The following is a 21,288-nucleotide window of genomic DNA, read 5'->3' on the forward strand; positions in this document are numbered from 1 at the left end:
GACATCCGTCGTCCGGGCTGCCCAGCCGCCGCGGACCAGTACGGGACCAGTTCGGATGCCGGTGTAGCCGGACGGATCTCCTGCGTTAGCCACAACCCGCGCCGAATCTGCGGCAGGGCTTGTGAGGTCCAGGCACTCGCATCCTTCTCCGTCGCAGCCCGAACGAATTCGACGGAGATTCTGGTTGAAAACTACTTTTTTGAAAGGTTCTGGGCCCATTTCGGCAAAATCTCCGTCGAATTCGTTCGGGACGGGATCGCTCCAGGGCCTTGGACTCGACCGGCAGGGGACTTTCGAGCCGCCGGGGCTCGCCGCAGTAGGGTGAAGGCATGGTCACCCGGATTAACCCCAGCATCCTCGCCGCCGACTTCGCCAATCTCGAACGGGACCTGGGGCGCATCCGCACCGCCGACCTGGTGCACGTCGACATCATGGACAACCATTTTGTACCGAATCTGACGTTCGGACCGCCCGTCGTCGACCGCCTCGCCCAGGTCTCCCCGCTGCCCTTCGACCTGCACCTGATGATCGAGAACCCGGAGCGTTGGGCGCTCGGCTACGCCGAAGCCGGCGCGTTCTCGGTCACCTTCCACGCGGAGGCCACGACCAACCCGGTCGGCCTGGCCCGCAAGCTGCGCTCGATCGGCGCCCGGGCCGGCATCGCCCTCAAGCCCGGCACGGCCATCGAGCCCTACCTCGAGCTTCTGCCCGAATTCGACCAGGTGCTCGTGATGACCGTCGAACCCGGCTTCGGGGGGCAGAGCTTCATGCCCTCCACCATGCGCAAGCTCCGCACCCTGTCGGAGGCCGTGAAGAAGTCCGGCCTGGACGTCTGGCTGCAGGTCGACGGCGGCATCACCGAGGACACCATCGTCATCGCCGCCGAGGCCGGGGCGAACACGTTCGTCGCCGGCTCCAGCGTGTTCAACGCCGCGGACCCGGCGAAGCAGATCGCCCTGTTGCGCGCCGCCGCGACCGAACACCAGCACGCGCACTAGTACCCTAGTCAGGTGAAGACTTTTGACGACCTGTTCGCTGAACTGAGCGACAAGGCACGGACCCGCCCCGACGGTTCGGGGACCGTGCGCGAACTCGACGCCGGCGTACATGCCATCGGCAAGAAGATCGTCGAAGAAGCCGCCGAGGTCTGGATGGCCGCCGAGTTCCAGAGCGACGACGAAACCGCCGCCGAGATGAGCCAGCTGCTGTACCACGTACAGGTGATGATGCTGGCGAAGGGGCTGACCCCCGCCGACCTGTACCGCCATCTGTGACGCGTCATCAGAGAGACTCCACCCGGTTGACCCCGTGAGACCTGTTCGCCAGAACCTGAAGACGCAGAGAGTGCCCAAATGCTGAGAATTGCCGTGCCCAATAAGGGCTCGTTGTCCGAAACCGCCGCGCAGATGCTGTTCGAGGCCGGCTACACCGGCCGCCGCGACCCGCGCGACCTCGTCGTCGCCGACCCCCGCAACGACGTGGAGTTCTTCTACTTGCGTCCCCGCGACATCGCCACCTATGTGGGCTCCGGAGCCCTCGACGTGGGAATCACCGGGCGCGACCTGCTGCTCGACTCGGGCTCCACCGCCCAGGAGATCGCCAGCCTCGACTTCGGCGACTCCACCTTCCGCTTCGCCGGCCCCGCAGGCCGCTTCACCGACCTGGCCGACCTGTCCGGCCATCGCGTCGCCACCAGCTACCCCGGACTGGTCGAGGCCTTCCTCGCCGAGCACGACGTCAGCGTGACACTGGTCACCCTCGACGGCGCGGTCGAGTCAGCCGTTCAGCTCGGCGTGGCGGATGCCGTCGCCGACGTCGTCTCCACCGGCTCCACGCTGCGCAAGGCCGGCCTCGAGATCTTCGGCCCGGTCATCCTGCAGTCCACGGCCGTGCTGATCAGCTCCGAGAACGACAAGCCCGGCATCGCGACCCTCCTGCGCCGCTTGCAGGGCGTGCTCGTGGCCCGCCAGTACGTGCTGATGGACTACGACATCCCGCAGACGCTCCTCGACGACGCCTGCCTGCTGGCGCCCGGCATCGAGTCGCCCACCGTATCGTCCCTGCACGACCCGGAATGGGTTGCCGTGCGTGTGATGATCTCGCGCCTGAACACGAACCATGTCATGGACGCCCTCTACGAGCTCGGGGCGCGCGCCATCCTGATCAGCTCCATTCACAACGCCCGCTTGTAACGGGCTGACCGGCGGTACCCAGATGCGGCGACACACAATGGAGGCACAATCGTGAGTCTTTCGGTGCGGGTCATACCCTGCCTCGACGTGGCCGACGGCCGCGTGGTCAAGGGCGTGAACTTCCAGAATCTGCGAGACGCAGGCGATCCGGTCGAACTCGCCCGCCGGTACTACGAGCAGGGAGCCGACGAACTCACCTTCCTCGATGTGACCGCCACGGTGGACAACCGTGCCACCACCTATGACGTCGTGCGCGCCACCGCAGAGCAGGTCTTCATCCCGCTTACGGTGGGCGGCGGCATCCGCACGGTCGAGGACGTGTCCCGGCTGCAGGCCAGTGGTGCCGACAAGGTCGGAGTCAACAGCGCCGCCATCAAGCGGCCCGCCCTGATCGGGGAGATCGCCGACCGGTTCGGCTCCCAGGTACTCGTGCTCTCGCTTGATGTGAAGCGTAGCGGGCGCACCGAGTCCGGCTTCGTCGTCACCACCCACGGTGGCCGCACCGAAACCGACCTGGACGCTCTCGCCTGGGCGCAGACGGCCGTCGGGCTGGGGGTCGGCGAGCTGCTCGTCAACTCCATCGACGCCGACGGCACGAAGGCGGGCTTCGACGTCGAACTCATCACGCTGATGCGCGCCCTGAGCACCGTTCCGGTGATCGCCTCCGGCGGCGCCGGCCGGGTCGAGGATTTTCCCCCGGCCATCGCGGCGGGGGCGGATGCCGTGCTCGCGGCATCCGTGTTCCACAGCGGCCAGCTGACCGTCGGCGACATCAAGGCGGAGCTCCGGCACGCCGGAATGCCCGTGCGCTGATGATGCTGTGCCTTACCCGACCCGAAACGGCTCCGTAAATGACCGATGTACTCTCCACCCTCGATGACGCCCTGGCCAGGGCCGTCTTCAACTCCGACGGCCTGCTGCCGGCGGTGATCCAGCAGTGGGACACCGGTGAGGTGCTCATGCTCGGCTGGATGAACCGGGAAGCGCTGCGCCGCACGCTCACCGAGGGGCGCGTGACGTTTTGGTCGCGCAGTCGCCAGGAATTCTGGCGCAAGGGCGACATCTCCGGCCACGGCCAGTATGTGAAGTCCGCCGCGCTCGACTGTGACGCGGACACCCTCCTGGTGCAGGCGGACCAGGTCGCAGCAGCCTGCCACACCGGCTCCCGCACCTGTTTCGACGGGCGCGGCATCGAGGTCGTGACCGGCGCCCGCCCCGCGGCACCCGACGTGGCAGCAGACCGGGCAACCACCCAAAAACCGAAGGACTGACCATGGCACCGAACAGCTCCGGCCCAGCCCCGACGACCACCGCCGGGCAGTTCGCGCTCCAGATCGACGACCACCGGGTGTTCCCCGTGGTGCGCGAACTCTTCGCCGACGGCGAAACCCCGGTGGGCATCTACCGCAAGCTCGCTGCCGGCCAGCCCGGTAGCTTTCTGCTCGAGTCCGCCGAGCAGGGCGGCATTTGGTCGCGGTTCTCGTTCGTGGGCGTGTCCTCGTTCGGCGTGCTCACCCAGCAGGGCGACGAGACCCGCTGGCTCGACTATGGCCTCTCGGCTGAGCGCGCCCTCGGCGACGCCACCGGCCTCGGCCCGCTGGCGGCTCTCGCGGCCCTCCACGAACGCTGGGAAACCCCGCGGATGCCCGGCCACCCACCCCTGACCGGCGGCCTCGTCGGATTCATCGGCTGGGAGGCGATCCGCCAGATCGAGCGCCTGCCGAATCGCCCGCCGGCGGACTACGACGTGCCGGGCCAGGCCTTCAGCTTCGTGGCCGACCTCGTCGTGATCGACCACAAATTCGGCACCGTGCAGCTCATTGCCAACGTTCTCAACGACGGCCACGACGAACCGGATGCCCTCTGGGCCGCCGCCCAGGACCGGCTCGACGCCCTGCAGTCTCGCCTGGCCGAGCCCTCCGAGACCTGGCTCGCAGAGGTCGACCTCGCCACGCCCGCCTCCCCGACGAACCGCACCCGACGTGAGGACTTCCTCGCCGCTGTCGACGTCGCCAAGGAGCACATCGTCGACGGTGACGTGTTCCAGGTGGTCGTCTCCCAGCGGTTCGACCAGGAGTGCACGGCGGACCCCATCGACGTCTACCGGGTGCTGCGCAGCCTCAACCCGTCGCCCTACATGTACCTGCTGAGCCTGGAATCGCCGGAGAAGGAGACTTACTGGATCGTGGGCTCCTCCCCGGAGGCCTTGGTGAAGGTGCAGAACGACCGCGTGTTCACGCATCCGATCGCGGGCTCGAAGCCGCGCGGCACGACCCCGGAGGCCGACGCCGACTTCGAAGCCGAGCTCGCGGGCGACGCCAAGGAACGCGCCGAGCATCTGATGCTCGTGGACCTGGCCCGCAACGACCTGCTCAAGGTGTGTGCACCCGGCTCGGTCGAGGTGACCGAGTTCATGCGCATCGAGCGGTTCAGCCACATCATGCACCTCGTCTCCTCGGTGGAGGGGAACCTGCTGCCGGGCCGGTCCGCGATCGACGTCTTCCGCGCCACGTTCCCGGCCGGCACTCTCTCCGGGGCCCCGAAACCGCGCGCCCTCGAGATCATCGACGCGCTCGAGCCCGCGCAGCGCGGCGTGTACGGGGGGGTGGTCGGCTACTTCGGGTTCGCCGGGGACGCGGACCTGGCCATAGCCATTCGGACCGCAACGATCATGAATGGCGTCGCCCGCGTGCAGGCCGGCGGCGGCCTCGTCGCGGACTCCGACCCGGCGTCGGAATACCAGGAGTCGCAGAACAAGGCCGCGGCGCCCCTTCGCGCAGTCGCGGTCGCGAACGCCATGAAGCGGGTGCGCTAGGTGGCATCCGCACGGCGCCTCAAGCTCGGGCACATCCTCGTGGTGCTGGCGGCCAGCGGTCTGGCCCTGCTGGCCTGGACCCAGGTCTGGGTGAACGTCATCGTGGAGCAGTCCGGCTCGGCTGTGCACAGCCTCGAGGTGTCCGGCTCCACGGCCGCCCCCGGGGTGACAGCCCTTGCCCTCGCCGGACTGGCCCTCGCCGGCGCCCTGAGTATCGCCGGTCCTGTCATCCGGGTGGTCCTCGGCCTGCTTCAGGTTCTGCTCGGCTTCTCCGTGTGCCTTTCGGCTATTTTGGCCGTCACCGATCCGGCGGCGGCCAGTGCCGGCGCGGTCACCGATGCCACCGGAATCTCCGGCGCAGACTCGGTCGTCGACACCGTCGCCTCGGCGGCCGTGACCCCGTGGCCGTTCATCGCGCTGCTCGCCGGCGTGGTCATGGGCGGCGCCGGGGTCGGGGTGCTCGTCACGTCCCGGCGTTGGCCCGGACCGACGTCCCGCTACCAGGCCGTGCGATTCGAAGCGGCCGAGTCGGCCGAGTCGACGGATGCCGACGGTCCCGACGCCGCGGACGTTTCCGCACCCGAACGTGACGCCATCGACGACTGGGACGGGCTGAGCCGCGGCGAAGACCCCACCACCCCGCAGTGAATCGAGACCTGATTCCCGGTTTCACCTGGTGCGCTGGGGAGGCCGGGGAACCGTGGGGCCGCTAGACTTGACTTGTCCGTCAGCGCACAAGAGGAGAATCATGAGCTTTGAATCGGTAGACCCAGGTGAAGGCCATTCGATCGCGGCCTGGACCGCCGTCACCATCATGCTTCTCGCCGTCGCGATCGGCACCGTTGCCTTCTTTCTGGTGATCCCTTGGCTCGTCTGGGCATCCGTCGGCCTGCTGGTGGTTGGCCTGCTGGTCGGCCGGATCCTCGCCAAAATCGGTTACGGCGTAGCCGATACGGCTCACCTGGGCCACTAGTCGAGTGCTGTCTGATCTTCTAGCCGGGGCCGTAGCCGACGCTGAACTTCGTCGGGCCGCCCGTCCGTTCGCCATCGTCGAGGCAACCGCTCTCGACCAAACTCCCGCGATCGATGCCCTGGCGGTGCTCGCACCCGCCGATCAGGTCAAGATCATCGCGGAGGTCAAGCGCGCCAGCCCGTCCCGGGGCACCCTGGCCGAGATTTCGGACCCTGCCGCCCTCGCCGTCTCCTACGAGTTCGGCGGCGCCAGCGCGATCAGCGTGCTCACCGAAGGTCGCAAGTTCCTCGGCTCCCTGTCAGACCTCGAGCAAGTGCGATCCGCCGTGCGCATCCCGGTGCTGCGTAAAGACTTCATCGGCTTGCCGTACCAGGTCTTCGAGGCCAGGGCGGCAGGTGCCGACATGGTTCTGCTCATCGTCGCCGCACTCGACCAGACCACCCTGGTCTCCCTGCACGACCTCGTGCGCCAGCTCGGCATGACCGCGCTGGTCGAGACCCATAGCGCCGAGGAGGTCGACCGTGCCCTGGCCATTGGCGCAAGCCTCGTCGGGGTAAACGCCCGCGACCTGTCCACGTTCCAACTCGATCAGGACCTGTTCGGCAGGCTCGCGGACCGGATCCCCTCGGGCGTCGTCCGCGTCGCCGAATCGGCCGTCAAGACCGCCGCCGACGTGGCGCACTACCGCGCCGCCGGCGCCGACATCGTGCTTGTCGGCGAGGCCCTCGTCACAAACGATCCCATCCGAACCCTCTCCGAATTCCTGGCGGTTTAAATGTCAACGTCCCTCAGAACAGAAGCAGGCCCGTACTTCGGCGACTTCGGCGGGAGGTTCGTGCCGGAGTCCCTCGTGGCTGCCCTCGACGAGCTGACCGACGAGTACGCTCTGGCACGGCAGGACCCGGCCTTTGCGGCCGAATTGATGGAATTGCACCGGAGCTACACCGGGCGCCCGTCCATCATCACCGAGGTGCCCCGGTTCGCCGCGCACGCCGGCGGTGCCCGCATCATCCTCAAGCGGGAAGACCTCAACCACACCGGCTCGCACAAAATCAACAATGTGCTCGGCCAGGCTCTTCTCACCAAGCGCATCGGCAAGTCCCGCGTCATCGCCGAGACGGGCGCCGGGCAGCATGGCGTGGCGGCCGCGACGGCCGCCGCCCTGTTCGGGCTCGACTGCGTCGTCTACATGGGCGAGGTCGACACGGAGCGCCAGGCCCTGAATGTGGCCCGGATGCGACTGCTCGGCGCCGAGGTCGTGCCGGTCAAGACCGGGTCCCGCACCCTGAAAGACGCCATCAACGACGCCATGCGTGACTGGGTCACCAACGTTGAGACCACCAACTACATTTTCGGTACCGTCGCCGGGCCGCATCCGTTTCCGGCCATGGTGCGCGACTTCCAGAAGATCATCGGCGAGGAGGCCCGCCAGCAGGTGCTGGACCTCACCGGCCGCCTCCCCGACGCGGTCACCGCCTGCGTCGGCGGTGGTTCGAACGCCATGGGTATCTTCCACGCGTTCCTCGACGACCCGGAGGTGGCCCTGGTCGGCTACGAGGCCGGCGGTGACGGCGCGGAGACCCTGCGCCATGCGGCGACGATCACCAAGGGGCGCCCCGGCATCCTGCACGGCGCCCGCAGCTTCCTGCTGCAGGACGAAGACGGTCAGACCGTGGAGTCGCACTCCATCTCTGCGGGTCTGGACTACCCGGGGGTGGGCCCGGAACATGCGTGGCTCGCCAGTATCGGCCGGGCCACCTACCTGCCGGTCACCGATGACGAGGCGATGAGCGCCCTCCGGCTGCTCAGCCGCACGGAGGGCATCATCCCCGCCATCGAGTCGGCGCACGCCCTCGCCGGCACCTTGGACCTCGGCAAGCAGCTCGGACCTGACGCCACCATCCTGGTAAACCTCAGCGGACGCGGCGACAAGGACATGGAAACCGCGGGTCGGTACTTCGACCTGCTCGACAAGGGCGCGGAACAGTCATGAGCACGGAAACAGGTACGGGTTCCACGACCGGAACGACGAGCACGGTCGAGGCGACAATCGCCCGTCGCCGCTCCGAGGGCGGCGGTGCTCTGATCGGCTACCTGCCCGTCGGGTTTCCCACCCTGACCGAGAGCATCGACGCGGCCGTGGCACTCGCGCAGAACGGTGTCGACGTCATCGAGCTGGGCCTGCCGTACACCGATCCCGTCATGGACGGGCCAGTGATCCAGGCGGCCACCCAGCAGGCTCTGGCCAACGGCTTTCGGCTGCGGCACGGGATCGAGGCCGTCGCGGCGATCACCGCCCAGGTGAACGTGCCCGTTCTGGTCATGACCTACTGGAACCCGATCATGCAGTACGGCGTGGACCGGTTCGCCGACGACCTGCTCGCGGCGGGAGGCGCCGGGCTGATCACGCCCGACCTCATCCCCGACGACGCGGCCGCCTGGGTGGGAGCCAGCACGCGAACCGGACTCGACCGTGTCTTCCTCGCCGCCCCGTCGTCGTCCGACGCCCGGCTGCGTCAGGCAGTGGACGCCAGCCGCGGCTTCGTCTACGCGGCCTCCACCATGGGAATCACCGGCGCCCGTGGCGACGTGGACTCCGCCGCGCGGGTGCTCGTCGACCGCCTCCGCGCCGTCGGGTCCACCAGCGCGTGCGTCGGACTCGGCATCTCCACCCCGGAGCAGGTGCGGGAGATCCTCGCCTACGCCGATGGCGCCATCGTCGGTTCCGCCCTGGTCAAGGCACTGTCCGACGGGGGAGTGCCGGCCCTGGCCGTCCTCACCCGTGACCTCGCGGCCAGTGCCCGGGATCTGCGCCCCGCCGTCTGATCCCCGCCATCGAAGCACCCAAAAGCTAAGGTAAGTTGACCGAGGCGGTCACGGGGCCTCCCCGGCGCCACGATGAAAGGTAGTCCCCAGGTGTCTTTTCTTCTGAGCATCCCGAGCCCGAGCCCCGAATGGAGCTCGTTCACCCTCGGCCCGTTCACCATCCACGCCTACGCCCTCTGCATTCTGGCAGGGATCATCGCCGCCACCGTCATGACGAGCCGCCGACTGTCTGCGCGCGGCGGAGAGCCGGGCGTGGTGCTGGACATCATCCTGTGGGCCGTTCCGCTCGGCATCGTCGGCGCGCGCTTCTACCATGTGTTCACGCACCCCTCCGACTACTTCTTCGAGGGTGCCAACCCTCTCGAGGTGTTCGCCATTTGGAACGGCGGCAACGCCATCTTCGGAGCGCTCCTGGGCGGGGCCGTCGGCGCTTACATCGGCTGCCGCATCTCGGGCATCCGGTTCTGGGCCTTCGCGGACGCCCTGGCACCGGGGATGCTCGTGGCGCAGGCCATGGGCCGTCTCGGCAACTGGTTCAACGAGGAGCTCTTCGGTCTGCCGACCGACCTGCCCTGGGGCCTCGAGGTGTCCGCGGCGAACCCGGCCCTCCCGATCGGGCTTCCCCCCGAAACGTTGTTTCACCCAACCTTCCTCTACGAGATGGTCTGGAACGTGGTCGGCGTCGTCCTGATCCTCGCGATCGAACGCAAGGTCGCGCTCCGCTGGGGCAAGGCCTTCGGCGTCTACCTGATTTGGTATGGCCTCGGCCGCAGCTTCTTCGAATCGATCCGGGTCGACCCGAGCGAGATGTTCTTCGGCCTCCGCACTAATGTGTGGGCCGCTTTCGCCGCCATCCTGCTGGGAATCATCCTGATCGTCGTGCAGAGCAAGCGCCACACGGGCCTGCCCGCGAGCGTGTACATTCCCGGCCGCGAGTGGAAGGGGCCCGACGCTGAGGTAGAATCTGATGAGTTTGATTCGGACCCCAAGGATCACGGTGACAAGGCCGTCGGTCCCGCCGGATCAGGCGACGTTGCAGCCACAAGCACCAGCAACTCGCGCCTCTAGGCTCAAGGTTGACTCCAACCTGTTCCACGGCTTGTGACCCGGTATGACGGGCCGCCGCGCACATGTCTACCTGAGCGGGCCAGCGTCGTCCCCACTCGCCAGTTACTTTTGTGAGGACGGTCCAATGCCGCAAACACCCCTCTTCTCGCGCTTCAGCGCAGTGCCGAAGCCGCAGGGCTTGTACAACCCGGCCGATGAGCGCGATGCCTGCGGCCTCGCCATGGTTGCCACGCTTCGGGGCACCGCCGGGCACGACATCATCACCCTCGCCCTCGACGCGCTGCGCAACCTCGAGCACCGCGGTGCGGTCGGATCGGATGCCGGCACCGGAGACGGCGCGGGCATCATCACTCAGGTTCCCGACGAGTTCCTGCGGTCGGTCACCGATTTCGCCTTGCCCGCGGCGGGCCGCTACGCGGTCGGCAATGTGTTCCTGCCGATCGATCCCACCAAGCGCAGCGGCATCAAGCGTCAGATCAACCGGATCGCCCTCGAAGAGGGACTGGTGATCCTCGGCTGGCGCGAAGTTCCCGTGCGCCCCGACGAGGTCGGCACCCTGGCGCGCGCGGCCATGCCGGCCATCCAGCAACTGTTCGTGCAGAGCGCCCGCACGACCGAGGCCGGCGACACGCTCGGCGACATCGCGCTGGACCGCCAGGCAGTCAGGCTGCGGAAGCGTGCCGAACGCGAGCTGGAGATCTACTTCGCCTCACTGTCCTGTCGCACCGTGGTCTACAAGGGTATGGTCACGACGCTTCAGCTGGAGCCGTTCTACCCGGACCTGTCCGATCCGCGCTTCGTCTCCAAGCTCGCCCTCGTGCACTCCCGCTACTCCACCAACACGTTCCCGTCCTGGCCGCTCGCGCAGCCGTTCCGCATGATCGCGCACAACGGCGAGATCAACACGGTTCAGGGCAACCGCAACTGGATGCAGGCGCGCCAGTCGCAGCTCGAATCCGACCTGCTCGGCGACCTGGCGCCGCTGCTCCCGATCGTCACCCCCGGCGGCAGCGATTCGGCCTCGTTCGATGAGGTCGTTGAGCTGCTCAGCCTGTCGGGGCGTTCGCTCCCGCACGCCGTCATGATGATGGTGCCGGAGGCCTGGGAGAACCAGACCGACCTCGACGCCGAACGCCGTGCGTTCTACGAGTACCATTCCATGCTGATGGAGCCGTGGGACGGCCCGGCCGCGATCGTGTTCACCGACGGATCCCTCGTCGGCGCCACCCTCGACCGCAACGGGCTGCGCCCCGGCCGCTACCTCATCACCGACGACGGCCTCGTCGTGCTCGCCAGCGAGATCGGGGTGCTCGACATCGACCCCAACCGGGTGGTGCGTAAGGGCCGCCTGCGTCCCGGCAAGATGTTTCTGGTCGACACGGTCGCCGGACGCCTGATCGAAGACGACGAGATCAAGGCCGACCTCGCGGCCAGCGAGCCGTGGGGAACCTGGCTGGACGCCGGGCGCATCAACCTCAAGGATCTGCCCGAGCGGGAGCACATCGTGCACCCGCCGGCATCCGTCGTGCGCCGCCAGCGCACCTTCGGCTACACCGAGGAGGAGGTGCGCATCCTGCTCGCGCCGATGGCTCGCCTCGGCGGGGAACCGCTCGGCGCGATGGGCTCCGACACCCCCATCGCCGTGCTCAGCGACCGACCCCGGCTGCTCTTCGATTACTTCACGCAGCAGTTCGCTCAGGTGACCAACCCGCCGCTCGACTCGATCCGCGAGGAAGTTGTCACTTCCCTCAAGCTCGGGCTCGGTCCGGAACGCAACCTCCTCTCGGTGGGCCCCGAGCACGCCCGGCAGGTCGTGCTCGATTTCCCCGTGATCGACAACGACGAGTTGGCGAAGATCCAGCACATCGACACCGCGCCGGGCAGCCGCACCACCAGGACCATTCGCGGGCTCTACCGGTTCGAAGACGGGCCGGACGCCTTGGAGGCCCGCATCAAGGAGATGTGCGCCGAGGCCGACGCCGCCATCGACGACGGCGCGATGTTCCTCGTCCTGTCCGACCGGGATTCCAACAAGGATCTGGCCCCGATCCCGTCGCTGCTGATGATTGCCGCGGTTCACCACCACCTGATCCGCACCGAGAACCGCATGAAGGTCGGCATCGTGGTCGAGGCCGGCGATGTGCGCGAGGTGCACCACGTCGCCCTCCTGATCGGCTACGGCGCATCCGCCGTGAACCCGTACCTTGCGATGGAAACGTGCGAGGATTTGGTGCGCAGTGGCTACATCACGACCGGCACGCCCGAACAGGCCGTGCGCAACGTGATCAAGGCCCTCGGCAAGGGCGTGCTCAAGATCATGTCCAAGATGGGGATCTCGACCGTCTCCTCCTACGCCGGCGCGCAGACCTTCGAGGCCGTGGGACTGAGCCAGGAATTCATCGACCAGTACTTCACCGGCACCACGAGCAAGCTCGGCGGCATCGGCATCGAGGTGGTCGCGGCCGAGAATGAGGCCCGGCACCGGGCCGCCTACCCCGAGGATGCCGCGGTCACCGCGCACGAACGCCTCGCGACCGGAGGTGAGTACCAGTGGCGCCGCGACGGGTCTCCGCACCTGTTCAACCCGGACACCATTTTCCGGCTCCAGCATTCCACCCGCACGCGCAGCTACGACATCTTCCGCGAGTACACGAAACTCGTCGACGACCAGGCGACGAGCCTGATGACGCTGCGCGGCATGTTCACCTTCACCACCGGCAAGCGCCACCCCGTGCCGCTGGACGAGGTGGAACCGATCTCCTCGATCGTGAAGCGCTTCGCGACGGGGGCGATGAGCTACGGATCGATCTCCGCCGAGGCGCACGAGACCCTCGCCATCGCAATGAACCGCCTTGGGGGCAAGTCCAACACCGGTGAGGGTGGAGAAGACCTTGACCGCCTGCTCGACCCGGAGCGACGCAGCGCCGTCAAGCAGGTGGCATCCGGCCGGTTCGGTGTGACCAGCATGTACTTGTCCCACGCCGACGACATCCAGATCAAGCTGGCGCAGGGAGCCAAGCCCGGCGAGGGCGGCCAGCTGCCGCCCACGAAGGTCTACCCGTGGATCGCCCGCACCCGGCACGCGACCGCCGGCGTCGGCCTGATCTCGCCGCCCCCGCACCACGATATCTACTCGATCGAAGACCTCAAACAGTTGATCTTCGACCTGAAGCGGGCGAATCCGACCGCACGCATCCACACCAAGCTCGTCAGCCAGTCCGGTATCGGCGCGGTCGCCGCCGGAGTGGCCAAGGCCCTGTCCGACGTCATTCTCATCTCCGGTCACGACGGCGGAACCGGCGCGAGCCCGCTCAACTCCCTCAAGCACGCGGGGACCCCCTGGGAACTCGGCCTGGCCGAAACGCAGCAGACCCTGATGCTCAACGGGATGCGCGACCGGGTCGTGCTGCAGGTCGACGGCCAGTTGAAGACCGGCCGTGACGTCATCATCGGAGCGTTGCTCGGCGCCGAGGAGTTCGGCTTCGCTACCGCCCCGCTGATCGTGGAGGGCTGCGTCATGATGCGCGTCTGCCACCTGGACACCTGCCCCGTCGGGGTGGCCACCCAGAATCCCGAGCTGCGCAAACGTTTCACTGGCAAGGCCGAGCACGTGATCAACTTCTTCGAGTTCATCGCTCAGGAGGTGCGCGAGTACCTCGCCGAGCTCGGATTCCGCAGCCTCGACGAGGCCATCGGCCACCGGGAGGTGCTCGACGTCAACGGGGCGCTTACGCACTGGAAGGCCTCCGGACTCGACCTGTCGCCCATCCTCGTCGGTCCGGACTTCTCCGCGGGGGAGCCCCGGCAGTCCGGTCGCCCTCAGGAGCACGAACTTGAGCTCCACTTCGACAACGAACTGATCCGGCAGAGCGCCAGTGTGCTTGAACATGGTGGGCAGGTCTCGATCTCCCTGCCCATCCGAAACACCGAGCGGGCCGTGGGCACCATGCTCGGCCACGAGGTCACCGTGCGCCACGGCGAGAACGGGCTGCCGTCCGGTTCCATCGACGTCACCCTCACCGGCAGCGCCGGACAGTCCTTCGGCGCGTTCCTGCCGAGCGGCATCATCCTGCGGCTCGAGGGTGACTCCAACGACTACGTCGGCAAGGGTCTCTCCGGTGGCCAGATCATCGTGCGACCCGACCGGGGCAGCCTGTTCCCGGCCGAGCAGAACGTGATCGCCGGTAACGTCATCGGCTACGGCGCGACCCAGGGCAGCATGTTCATCCGCGGCATCGTGGGCGAACGCTTCCTGGTGCGCAACTCCGGGGCCACCGCCGTCGTCGAGGGCGTCGGAGATCACGCCCTCGAATACATGACCGGGGGACTGGCGGTCATCCTGGGCGAAACGGGGCGCAACCTGGGTGCCGGTATGTCTGGCGGAACCGCCTACGTCTACGGTCTTCGTACCGAGGATGTCAACCGGCAGGCCCTCGACTCCGGCGAACTCACACTTCTGCCGCTCGGCGGCGCGGACCGCGAGATCGTGCGCGACTTGCTCGGACAGCATCATGACCAGACCGAGTCCGCCCTGGCGGCCCGGCTGCTGGCCGATTTCGAGACCACCATGTCCACATTCGTCAAGGTGCTACCGCGCGACTACGCGGCCGTCCTGGCAACCAGGCAGATCGCCGTCGACGAGGGCCTCGACCCCGATGGCGTCGTCGTTTGGAACCGCATTCTGGAGGCAACCAATGGCTGATCCGAAAGGATTCCTCAAGACCACGGACCGGGAGCTTCCGGCCCGCCGTCCCGTATCCGTTCGTCTGATGGACTGGAAAGAGGTCTACGAGCAGGGCGACGCGACGCAACTGAAACGCCAGGCCGGCCGCTGTATGGACTGCGGTGTGCCGTTCTGTCAGCAGGGCTGCCCGCTCGGCAACATCATTCCGGAATGGAACGACCTCACCTGGCGGGACGAGGGTCGACAGGCCATCGAACGTCTCCATGTCACCAACAACTTCCCGGAGTTCACCGGGCGTCTCTGCCCGGCACCCTGTGAGTCGGCCTGCGTTCTCGGAATCAGTCAGCCGCCGGTCACGATCAAGCAGGTTGAGGTCTCCATCATCGACCAGGCCTTCGCCAACGGATGGGTGCAGCCCCAGCCGCCCGGACGCCTCACCGGCAAGACGATCGCGGTCGTCGGCTCTGGCCCGGCCGGCCTCGCGGCCGCGCAGCAGCTCACGCGGGCCGGTCACACGGTGGCGGTCTTCGAGCGCGACGACCGGATCGGCGGGCTTTTACGTTACGGCATCCCGGACTTCAAGATGGAGAAGAAGCACCTCGAGACCCGACTCGGCCAGATGACGGCCGAGGGCACCCGCTTCCGAGCAGGCGTCACCATCGGGGTCGACATCACCTGGGATGACCTCCGGGCCCGCTATGACGCTGTGGTGGTCGCCACGGGGGCCCTGGTACCCCGCGACCTGCCGATCCCCGGGCGCGACCTGCCCGGAGTGCACTTCGCCATGGAATACCTCGTGCAGCAGAACAAGGTCGGCGCCGGCGACACTGTTGACCAGCAGATCACCGCCGAGGGCAAGCACGTGGTCGTACTCGGCGGCGGCGACACCGGCGCCGACTGCATCGGTACCGCGCACCGCCAGGCCGCGGCATCCGTCACGAATCTCGCCATCGGCCGCCAACCGGGCATGGAACGGGCGGAACACCAGCCGTGGCCGCTGTCACCGACGCTGTTCGAGGTGTCGAGCGCCCACGAAGAGGGCGGCAACCGCGAGTACCTGGTGTCGACGGTGGAATTCCTGGCCAACGAAGCGGGCGAGGTGCGCGCCATCCGCGTGGCCGAGACCGAATTCCTGGGCGGACGCCGGGTGCCCAAGGCCGGAACGGAGCGCGAGATCCCTGCGGATCTGGTTCTCCTGGCCATGGGCTTCACCGGTCCTGAATCACGCGAGCTGACCGACCAGCTGCACGTGCCGGTCGATGGGCGGAGTAATGTCGAGCGTGACGTTAATTACCAGACCAGCCATGAAGGCGTGTTCGTTGCTGGTGATGCCGGCCGTGGCCAGTCGCTCATCGTCTGGGCGATCGCCGAAGGTCGGGCTGCTGCGGCAGCCGTCGACAAATTCCTCGAAGGCGAGACGCAACTGCCTGCACCGGTCAAACCGTCCGATCATGCCTTCGCAATCTGATTGGTCACTGATCCAGTGATTCGATTCCAAGAGATCCACCACCCCGTGATCTCCCAACCATCAACAGAGAATATGCGCCGAAACAGCGCGGAAACCGGAGTTCTTTCAGAATGAGACGCGCCAAAATTGTCGCCACGCTCGGGCCGGCAGCAGCCAGCTACGATCAAATTCGTGCCCTTATCGATGCCGGTGTCGACGTCTGCCGGATGAACCTGAGCCACGGGGACTACCAGGTCCACGAGGGTGTTTATGCGAATGTACGCAAAGCAGCGAACGACTCCGGTCGTGCCGTCGCCGTCATGGTCGACCTGCAGGGACCGAAGATCCGTCTCGGAAAATTCGAAGGCGGCCCTTACGAACTTGCCCTCGGAGACATTTTTAAGATCACCACAGAAGAAATCCTGGGTACCAAGGAACTCTCCGGCACCACGTACAAGGGCCTGCCCCAGGACGTCAGGCCCGGCGACTTCCTGCTGATCGACGACGGCAAGGTCAAGGTCGAGGTGGTGGCCACGAACGACACCGTCGTGACGACCAAGGTGATCGTTGCCGGCCCGGTGTCGAACAACAAGGGCATCAACCTGCCCGGTGTCGCCGTCAACGTGCCGGCCCTGTCCGAAAAGGACGAGGCCGACCTGCGCTGGGGTCTCCGCCTCGGCACGGACCTGATCGCGCTGTCGTTCGTTCGGGACGCCGCCGACATCACCCGCGTGCACGAGATCATGGCCGAAGAAGGACGCCGCGTTCCCGTGATCGCGAAGATCGAGAAGCCGCAGGCCGTGGAGAACCTCGAGGGCATCGTCGACGCGTTCGACGCCATCATGGTGGCCCGTGGCGACCTGGGCGTGGAGCTGCCGCTCGAGGCCGTTCCGATCGTGCAGAAGCAGGCGGTCGAGCTCGCTCGTCGCATGGCCAAGCCGGTCATCGTGGCGACGCAGATGCTCGAGTCCATGATCCACAGCCCGGTGCCGACCCGCGCGGAGACGTCTGACGTCGCCAACGCCGTGCTCGACGGCGCGGATGCGGTCATGCTCAGTGGCGAGACCAGCGTCGGCGAGTACCCCGTCGTCACGGTCCAGACGATGGCGCGGATTGTCGCGTCGACCGAGGACCACGGCCTGGAGCGTATCGTTCCGCTGACGAACAAGCCGCGTACCCAGGGCGGTGCGATTACCCTCGCCGCCATCGAGGTCGCCGAGTTCGTCGAAGCGAAGTTCCTGTGCATCTTCACGGAGTCCGGTGACTCGGCCCGACGGATGTCCCGGCTGCGGTCGAAGATCCCCATGCTGGCTTTCACCCCGGAGCCCGGTATCCGTCGTCGACTGGCCCTCACCTGGGGCATCCAGACCTACCTGGTCGACCGGGTCACCCACACGGATGCCATGTTCGGACAGGTGGATGACATCCTGCTGGGCCAGGGTCTGGCACAGCTCGGTGACAAGGTCGTCGTCATCAGCGGTTCCCCTCCCGGCATCGCGGGTTCCACGAACGACATCCGTGTGCACCGCGTCGGCGATGCCCACAATGAAGTTCACCCGGCGTACGCGAAGAAGTAGCGCCGCGACGGAGAAAGCCCCGCCGCCCGGCTTCGGGTGGCGGGGCTTTCTCGTGCTGTCAAATCTGCGCGGCACAGCCGAGCGCCGTGATTCTGTGACCCACCGCCCCCGGGCGACACCCTGTTCCCCTTCAGTGTCGCCCATGAGGCTGTGCGCGTGAACACTCCGAACCGGAGCGTGACTGGACGGTCCGTGGCGTGCGCGGGTCCCCCGACCCGGTAGCGTGGGCATGTCCAACCTCATTTCAGGCTAGCACCTGTTGGACATGTCTAATGTCACGGTCCGGCGCCACGGGACAGCGGCGCACAGGGGGGAGCAGGACGTGAACTACGAAGCACGCACCGAGCGGGCGCGCGAACTGGTGGCCACCCTCACCCTCCCGCGTCCGCTGACCGCCGCGACGCTGCACCGGTACATGGAAGGTCTGCGCGGCAAGGCGATCCTGATTCGTGCGGCGAGTCCGCGGCTCGTAGAATCCGGAGTCTGCGGGCTGTGGATCGAGGTCGCCGGGGAGAATTTCGAGCGCATCCACCATGCGCCGACGGACTCCGCCGTGCACCGCCAGCAGTTCATCAACCATGAGTTCGGCCACATGATCCTGCGGCATGAGAAGCAGCTGATGCCGGCCGAGCGGGTCGCGCTGCTCGCACCCCTCATCCCGCTCGACTCGATCGCATACGCGCTGTCCCGCAGCAACTTCACCGACGAGCAGGAAGCCCTGGCCGAGGCGATCGGCGACCGGCTGGCCCTGATCATGTTCGGAGACAGCGCCGAAACGGCCAACGGCCCCCGAACCGGTTTCGGCCGGGTGCTGTAGTGCAGATCATCCTGCTATCGGTGTCGGCGTTGATCTGGATCGCCACAATATTGTGCGTGCCGTCACTCCTTCGCGGTCGTCGTCGCCGTCTCTTCTGGGTCCTCGTTGCTTTCGGGACGACAATGACCCTGCAGCCTTACGTCGTGTACAACGCCGTCGACGGACTACTGGGTGGGGACAACGTCGCCTACTTCAGCTTTCATGCAACGGCGATCGTTACCATTGGTCTCCTGGACGGCATCGTGCAGGAGGCCGTGTCCGTGGGCGGTCTCACGCGGCGTAGGAATCAGGTGACCGCACTCGTCACCGGCGCAATTGTCACCGCCCAAGCTGTCCTATTCTTCGGCGGAGACTGGCGTTTTCGAGACCAGATCCACGAGGCTTTTCCGAATCGTTGGGATTTCGCCGCCTACTCGTCCACCACGTGGATTGCGATGGCCCTCTTCTCCGTGTCGGTAGGTGCGGCATGCGCGTCCGATCTACGCCTTCAGCATCGGTTGATCACTCGGGCGTCTCTCGCTCTCGTTGTGCTCGGTTGCCTCGGGGTTCTGGTCTACACGATCGTCAGCTTCGCGAGCGTGACCGCAGCCCTTCTCAGTCCGGACTTCTCCTTTGACGGGTGGCCCTACACCGCTTACCACATCGCCCTCGCCACCGCTCCCGTCTGCCTCGGCCTGGGTCTGGGTCTGACTGCCATGGAAGTGGGTATCCAGGCCCTGGCGAAGACCAGCCGCAACCGGGTGCTGCTGTGGCAGATCACTCCGTTGTGGGAGCGCCTGCTGGCCGGATCTCCGGAGCTCAGCATCGAGCGCGACCTCTCGCGCGTCGGGCTGCTCCTCGTGCGGGCTCCCGGCGCTCACCTGTACCGGCGTTACGTCGAGGTGCGGGATAGCCTGCTCCTCAACCCAGACCAGAGCCTGACGGTATCTGAACGGACACTGATCAACGCCGCCGAGAACCACGTGCGGGCCATCCCCGCCGCAGCTTCGATCGTCACCACCCTTGCCCGCCCCGCGACACCCCGACAGGACCACACATCGTGATTGACCCGCGAGCAGCCGACGACGGGCCCAGCATCCCCGGCGCACCGATCAGTCCGCAGCGGGAACTGGCACGCAAGCTCAACCTCCTGCTTGACGTGGTCGTCGCCGAGGGCAACACGCCGCACACCTACAAGCAGATCGCCGCGGGACTGCAGGCGCGGGGCCTGTCGCTCTCCCGAGCCCGGTGGGCCTACATGATCACCGGGGACGGGCCTCTCGTGACAGACGTCGACCTGCTCACGGGCATCGGCGAGTTCTTCCGTATCCCGCCGGAGTACCTGCTGGGCTCTGACTGCGACCTCCCCGACCGCGTCGATTCCCAGCTCGCGTTCGTGAAAAGCCTGCGTGCCCAGCGCGTGGTCAACTTCGCGGCACGCACGCTCGGGGATGTGTCCCCGGAGACGCTGCGGTCGATCACCGCGCTCCTGGAAGAGGACATGCAGCGCGGCGATGCCGCGCGACCCGCTGAGGGCTGACGGGCTGACGGGCTGACGGGCTGACGGGCTGGCCGATGCGCCGACTGGCGCTGACGCCCCGGCAGAGCCGAAACGGCCCGACTCGGCGGAAATTTCTGCCTGGGGGTGTTGGTACCGGTGGTGGGACTCGAACCCACACGTCCTTGCGAACAAAGCATTTTGAGTGCTCCGCGTCTGCCATTCCGCCACACCGGCTCACAACACCTGCTCCAGAATACCGTAGGCTTTCCCCCGTGACCGACCAAGACTCCACCCCAGTACCTCCTCGCCGCGTTGTCGTTGCCGAGGATGAGTCCCTCATCCGCCTCGACATCGTCGAAATCCTCCGTGACGCCGGATTCGAGGTGGTCGGTGAAGCCGGCGACGGAGAAACCGCTGTCGCCCTGGCCACCGAGCTGCGGCCCGACCTGGTCATCATGGACGTGAAGATGCCGCACCTCGACGGAATTTCCGCGGCCGAGCGCATCACCAAGGCGCACATCGCCCCCGTCGTGCTGCTGACCGCGTTCAGCCAGAAAGAACTCGTCGAGCGCGCCACGGAAGCGGGCGCGCTGGCCTACGTGGTCAAGCCGTTCACCCCGAACGACCTGCTGCCCGCCATCGAGATCGCGCTGTCGCGCTACAGCCAGATCATCACCCTCGAGGCCGAGGTGGCCGACCTCGTCGAGCGCTTCGAGACCCGCAAGCTCGTCGACCGGGCCAAGGGCCTGCTCAACGAGAAGATGGGGCTCACCGAGCCCGAGGCCTTCCGGTGGATCCAGAAGGCGTCCATGGACCGCCGGCTCACCATGCACGACGTCGCCCAGGCGATTATCGAGCAGCTCAGCGCCAAGAAGTAACCTTCGGCAGCCGGGCAGATCACCCTTCGAGGTTGATGCCTGGCCGTTTTTCAAGCCTCGGGTCTTGCGCCTCGGGCCGGTTCGTCAGTTCCTTGATCAGATTGGTAATCCGGATCGTCGAGCAGCGCCGGCCCTGATCATCCGTGACCGCGATCTCGTGCGTCGTGAGCGTACGGCCCAGGTGCACCGGCGTGCAGACACCCGTGACGAAGCCCGACGTCGCCGACCGGGTATGCGTGGCATTGATCTCGATCCCCACCGCCAGGCGGCCGGGACCGGCGTGCAGATTGGCGGCCATCGAGCCCAGCGACTCGCCCAGCACGACATAGGCGCCACCGTGCAGGAGCATCGCCGGTTGCGTGTTGCCCTCGACGGGCATCCGTGCCACCGCGCGCTCGATGGTGAACTCGACGAACTCGATGCCCATCTTTTCGGCCAGGGAGCCGGCTCCCCGCTGCTGGACCCACTCGAGGGCGTCCGTGGTCTGCTGGATCATAGTCACCTTCGGTCGCTGCACCTGCCCGCGCCGGA

The 21,288-nt window shown here is 67.0% G+C and carries 20 protein-coding genes and 1 tRNA gene; 19 read left to right on the forward strand and 2 right to left on the reverse strand.

The genetic code is table 11. The features are described 5' to 3' along the window. The first annotated feature begins 329 nt into the window (after nucleotides 1–329). The 18 genes from rpe to E3N86_RS15540 all read left to right on the forward strand — a co-directional run bounded on the left by rpe (nucleotide 330) and on the right by E3N86_RS15540 (nucleotide 19,918). Nucleotides 330–998: a ribulose-phosphate 3-epimerase gene (gene rpe, locus E3N86_RS15455; protein WP_134342455.1), complete on the forward strand. Its 669-nt coding sequence runs from the start codon at nucleotides 330–332 to the stop codon at nucleotides 996–998. Between the two features lie 12 nt (nucleotides 999–1,010). Further along, nucleotides 1,011–1,274: a phosphoribosyl-ATP diphosphatase gene (locus E3N86_RS15460; protein WP_104100525.1), complete on the forward strand. Its 264-nt coding sequence runs from the start codon at nucleotides 1,011–1,013 to the stop codon at nucleotides 1,272–1,274. 78 nt (nucleotides 1,275–1,352) lie between these two features. Continuing rightward, nucleotides 1,353–2,192, forward strand: coding sequence for an ATP phosphoribosyltransferase (gene hisG / locus E3N86_RS15465; RefSeq protein WP_104100526.1), 840 nt, complete (start codon nucleotides 1,353–1,355; stop codon nucleotides 2,190–2,192). A 51-nt stretch (nucleotides 2,193–2,243) separates the two neighbouring features. Beyond that, nucleotides 2,244–3,005, forward strand: coding sequence for an imidazole glycerol phosphate synthase subunit HisF (gene hisF / locus E3N86_RS15470; protein WP_104100527.1), 762 nt, complete (start codon nucleotides 2,244–2,246; stop codon nucleotides 3,003–3,005). Between the two features lie 38 nt (nucleotides 3,006–3,043). Next, nucleotides 3,044–3,463, forward strand: coding sequence for a phosphoribosyl-AMP cyclohydrolase (gene hisI / locus E3N86_RS15475; protein WP_104100528.1), 420 nt, complete (start codon nucleotides 3,044–3,046; stop codon nucleotides 3,461–3,463). A gap of 2 nt (nucleotides 3,464–3,465) precedes the next feature. Continuing rightward, complete coding sequence (locus tag E3N86_RS15480; RefSeq protein ID WP_134420595.1) at nucleotides 3,466–5,007, forward strand: anthranilate synthase component I; 1,542 nt, start codon at nucleotides 3,466–3,468, stop codon at nucleotides 5,005–5,007. After that, nucleotides 5,008–5,655: a Trp biosynthesis-associated membrane protein gene (locus tag E3N86_RS15485; protein ID WP_104100530.1), complete on the forward strand. Its 648-nt coding sequence runs from the start codon at nucleotides 5,008–5,010 to the stop codon at nucleotides 5,653–5,655. A 100-nt stretch (nucleotides 5,656–5,755) separates the two neighbouring features. After that, nucleotides 5,756–5,980, forward strand: a complete 225-nt coding sequence (locus tag E3N86_RS15490; RefSeq protein ID WP_104100531.1) for a DUF6704 family protein — start codon at nucleotides 5,756–5,758, stop codon at nucleotides 5,978–5,980. A gap of 4 nt (nucleotides 5,981–5,984) precedes the next feature. Next, on the forward strand, nucleotides 5,985–6,755 hold the full coding sequence (trpC, locus tag E3N86_RS15495) for an indole-3-glycerol phosphate synthase TrpC (protein WP_104194870.1): 771 nt from the start codon (nucleotides 5,985–5,987) through the stop codon (nucleotides 6,753–6,755). Next, nucleotides 6,756–7,973 carry a tryptophan synthase subunit beta gene (gene trpB / locus E3N86_RS15500; protein WP_104100533.1) on the forward strand — a complete coding sequence of 406 codons (1,218 nt, stop codon included), beginning with the start codon at nucleotides 6,756–6,758 and terminating at the stop codon, nucleotides 7,971–7,973. Beyond that, entirely contained in the window at nucleotides 7,970–8,806 is an 837-nt protein-coding gene (gene trpA, locus E3N86_RS15505; protein ID WP_104100534.1) for a tryptophan synthase subunit alpha, read from the forward strand. The genes trpB and trpA overlap by 4 nt, the downstream gene beginning before the upstream one ends. A gap of 72 nt (nucleotides 8,807–8,878) precedes the next feature. Beyond that, the gene (gene lgt, locus E3N86_RS15510; protein ID WP_134512253.1) at nucleotides 8,879–9,874 is read left to right on the forward strand and encodes a prolipoprotein diacylglyceryl transferase; all 996 of its coding nucleotides are present in this window, start codon (nucleotides 8,879–8,881) and stop codon (nucleotides 9,872–9,874) included. 124 nt (nucleotides 9,875–9,998) lie between these two features. After that, the gene (gene gltB / locus E3N86_RS15515) at nucleotides 9,999–14,576 is read left to right on the forward strand and encodes a glutamate synthase large subunit (protein WP_134512254.1); all 4,578 of its coding nucleotides are present in this window, start codon (nucleotides 9,999–10,001) and stop codon (nucleotides 14,574–14,576) included. After that, complete coding sequence (locus E3N86_RS15520; RefSeq protein WP_134342450.1) at nucleotides 14,569–16,026, forward strand: glutamate synthase subunit beta; 1,458 nt, start codon at nucleotides 14,569–14,571, stop codon at nucleotides 16,024–16,026. Before gltB ends, E3N86_RS15520 begins: the two co-directional genes overlap by 8 nt. Before the next feature lie 110 nt (nucleotides 16,027–16,136). Then, the gene (gene pyk / locus E3N86_RS15525) at nucleotides 16,137–17,582 is read left to right on the forward strand and encodes a pyruvate kinase (protein ID WP_104100538.1); all 1,446 of its coding nucleotides are present in this window, start codon (nucleotides 16,137–16,139) and stop codon (nucleotides 17,580–17,582) included. 322 nt (nucleotides 17,583–17,904) lie between these two features. Then, complete coding sequence (locus tag E3N86_RS15530; RefSeq protein WP_104100539.1) at nucleotides 17,905–18,399, forward strand: hypothetical protein; 495 nt, start codon at nucleotides 17,905–17,907, stop codon at nucleotides 18,397–18,399. A gap of 122 nt (nucleotides 18,400–18,521) precedes the next feature. After that, entirely contained in the window at nucleotides 18,522–19,442 is a 921-nt protein-coding gene (locus E3N86_RS15535) for a DUF6545 domain-containing protein (protein WP_134342449.1), read from the forward strand. Beyond that, nucleotides 19,439–19,918 (forward strand): hypothetical protein, encoded by a 480-nt coding sequence (locus E3N86_RS15540; protein ID WP_241980496.1) that lies wholly within the window; start codon nucleotides 19,439–19,441, stop codon nucleotides 19,916–19,918. Before E3N86_RS15535 ends, E3N86_RS15540 begins: the two co-directional genes overlap by 4 nt. A 109-nt stretch (nucleotides 19,919–20,027) precedes the next feature. Here the strand turns inward: E3N86_RS15540 and E3N86_RS15545 are convergent. After that, nucleotides 20,028–20,113, reverse strand: a tRNA-Leu gene (locus E3N86_RS15545). A 38-nt stretch (nucleotides 20,114–20,151) separates the two neighbouring features. On the opposite strand from E3N86_RS15545, the gene E3N86_RS15550 reads away from it, so the two are divergent. Next, the gene (locus E3N86_RS15550) at nucleotides 20,152–20,757 is read left to right on the forward strand and encodes an ANTAR domain-containing response regulator (RefSeq protein WP_104100541.1); all 606 of its coding nucleotides are present in this window, start codon (nucleotides 20,152–20,154) and stop codon (nucleotides 20,755–20,757) included. 19 nt (nucleotides 20,758–20,776) lie between these two features. Here the strand turns inward: E3N86_RS15550 and E3N86_RS15555 are convergent, their stop codons facing one another. Then, nucleotides 20,777–21,253 carry a hotdog fold thioesterase gene (locus E3N86_RS15555; RefSeq protein ID WP_104100542.1) on the reverse strand — a complete coding sequence of 159 codons (477 nt, stop codon included), beginning with the start codon at nucleotides 21,251–21,253 and terminating at the stop codon, nucleotides 20,777–20,779. Nucleotides 21,254–21,288 lie beyond the last annotated feature (35 nt).

Source organism: Cryobacterium sp. Hz7, assembly GCF_004402815.1.
Classification (GTDB): domain Bacteria; phylum Actinomycetota; class Actinomycetes; order Actinomycetales; family Microbacteriaceae; genus Cryobacterium; species Cryobacterium sandaracinum.